Annotated in this window: 3 protein-coding genes; all 3 read left to right on the forward strand. The window is 30.7% G+C overall.

Annotated features, from left to right (window positions below):
* The coding region (locus ED2_RS14425) for a replication initiation protein (RefSeq protein ID WP_164703935.1) at window positions 1-433 on the forward strand (433 nt) is incomplete at its 5' end.
* A 398-nt stretch (window positions 434-831) separates the two neighbouring features.
* Window positions 832-1,452 (forward strand): pentapeptide repeat-containing protein, encoded by a 621-nt coding sequence (locus tag ED2_RS14430; protein ID WP_010826275.1) that lies wholly within the window; start codon window positions 832-834, stop codon window positions 1,450-1,452.
* Window positions 1,453-2,482: 1,030 nt separating this feature from the next.
* Window positions 2,483-2,883 (forward strand): replication initiation protein (locus ED2_RS14435; protein WP_164703936.1); only part of this gene is annotated, 401 nt, incomplete at its 3' end.

Genomic DNA, 2,883 nt, shown 5'->3' on the forward strand with positions numbered 1-2,883 from the left:
TAAAAAACTCACTCCTTACCTATTAGATTTAAGCAAGAATTATACGCAATACTTACTCATAGATACGGTCAAGCTCAAAAGTAAATATTCTATTTTGCTTTACAAACTTATGAGAGAAGCTGATAAGGATAAAGGAAAATCAATTGCAATCTTACAAGGGACCCCAGAAGAATTTAAAGAATGGCTTGGAGCACCAAAAAGTTATTCCTACAATTCTTTGAAAAATCAAGTCCTTACAAAAGCAATCGAGGAAATTAACTTAAAAATCGACGACATGAACTTAGAACTTTTACAAGGACGCTATGGTCGTAAAGTTGTTCAAGTTGAAATTCATAATAATTGGACGGTTCAACGAGCAACAGCAGAAAATGATGACTGCGTTACAAGTATTTCTACTCATGACTGGTTGAATGGAGATAATATTTTTACATGAGCGTAGCGAATTTTAACAAACACGCTTGACGAAAAAAGAGTACAAATTCACGTGAGTGATCTGTACTCTTTTTTAGCACAAACACAGCAATTTTTCGTAAGAAAAATTTGGTGGGTGTAAGTGCGCCCTTAGCACAACGTAGAAAAAAATCGGTAGATTTTTTTACTGCGTATAAGTGCGCACTTAGATATTGAATTTTATTTATGTGCCGAGAAAATTTATTGATTGTTAAGAAGAACCCTTAACTAAACTTGTAGACGAATGTTGGCATAGCGTTAGCTATTAAGCCGACCATTCGACAAGTTTTGGGATTGTTAAGGGTTCCGAGGCTCAACGTCAATAAAGCAATTGGAATAAAAAATAAGTATAATATTTTTTATTAGTTAGGGGGGGTTTTTTTGAAATATAAAGTTATAAATAATATTAATAGGACAGCAAAAAAATCTAAATATAAATTATTTTTTAAATCTAAAGATATTAATAATGTTAGGTTTTTTAATTCAAATTTGACTTATTTTCATTTTAAGAAAAGACTTTTTAGAAACGTTGATTTTTTAGGATGTAATTTAAAAAACAGTATTTTTTGTGGTGGTACATTTATTAATTGCGTTTTTTATAATACGAATTTATCTAAGTCTAATTTTTTAGGTGCTAATTTTGTAAATTGTCATTTTATTAATTGTAAGTTTAGTAAGACTAAAAATTTTAATATTGTTTTTGATGATTGCAATGTGATTAATAATGATTTTTCTTCGCTAAGTATTTCAAAAGAATTAGAAAATAAAATATTTATTTTAAACCGAGTTCCAGCTTTTAAGAGGTCTTATATTTTTACTACAAAGCGTTCGAAAGGTACTAAAATAAATAAAGGAATAATTTTTATTTTGAAGACTGAATTTAGTGATAAAGAATTACTTAGAATACTTTATGTTATTAACAAAAAACCAAATTCTCGTATTAAAAATTTTATTACTTATGGTCAATTTTATGAGTTTGGCTTGAAATATTTAAAAAAATGATATAATGAGATTGATCCCCCCGGCGCTAGTAATAGCTTAGGCGAATGGTATACAACGGGTCACGTTAAATTCGCCAGTTTTTGGGAAGGAGTGTTGCTTATGATGAATGAACTTAAAAGCAATCTTGATTGCATTACGGACAGCATTACATTTGTATTGGTATTCGTTAAAGTTATTTTAATCTTAGCTGGGCTCCCTACTCGATTGCTCGAGGGGATAACGAAAAAAGACATTGGAAAATTCCAATGTCTTTTTTCGTTATTTGAAACGAGTTGAAAACGAGTTTCTTCTTGTCTTGATTCTTCAAGAGATAACAGTAAAGGTGCCTATTTTTCGTTTTAAGAGATTTTATCTGATAATAAGCTATTTATACTAATAAGATAATTAAACGCCTGAAACGGGCTGCTAAGTGGCTTAAAAACAGTTTTGAATGACCTCATCAAAAAAAACATAAAGAATAGCCGATTTATCTTACCTTTTTTACCTAAGGGTTGTTAGGGCTTGCCCTGACCGCCTGTAAGGCGCCTGATTGCTTACTAAGCGTATGGATCTAGGCAAACAGTTAAAACAGGCTAGGTAAGCAATTAGAGCTATCCAAATCCATTCCTAAAAGAGGGGTTGTTTTTTTCTTTTCGCGAGTGAACGAAGTGAACGCTGCAAGTTAAATGTGAGCGTGATTTTCGCTCACTCCTTTTTGTTTGTTTTTTTGTCTTGTATTGTTTGTTTTTAGAATAGAGAAACAAAACACACGCCTTCGCGCGCCTTTTATATTTATATATATTTCTTTAATACTTTATAATACTTAGGGAAATGAGAATGGCTTTATATCAACGTTTATAAGCATAATACCATAGTAAAATACACACCACTCCATAGTAAAATACACACCACTCCATAGTAAAATACACACCACTCCATAGTAAAATACACACCACTCCATAGTAAAATTCTGTTATATATTTTTTTTTACTATTCTATACTAAATGAATATGATATAGTGAAATTATATTCGTTTTGAAAGGATAAAATTATGAAACAAAAACAGAATTATATTTGGCAAAACGACCGTAACTTCGCTTTAGACAAGTATGAACAACAACAATATTATTACGTTGTTGAATCTAACGACCTAATAGCTAAAGCAAAGCATGATTTAACAGTTAATCAGCTAAAAATAGTCGACTTTCTTATCTCTAAAATTCAACCAGAGGATAAAGAATTTGAGGAGATTGAAACTTCTATGTATGAATTAACTAATGTTTTAGAAATTAAGCGTAGTGGTCGTACTTACAATCAAATTGCTAATACATTAGATGATTTGAGAAAGAAAGAAGTGACTATCTATAATCAAGAAAGAGAAAGTATTGTGCGTACTGGGTGGGTTTCTTCTGCTGAATACTTTAAAAACGGAAAAGTCCTCTTGTCGTTTGA

Origin of the sequence: Enterococcus durans NBRC 100479 = LMG 10746 (genome assembly GCF_001544215.1) — a bacterium.
Taxonomy (GTDB): Bacteria; Bacillota; Bacilli; order Lactobacillales; family Enterococcaceae; genus Enterococcus_B; species Enterococcus_B durans.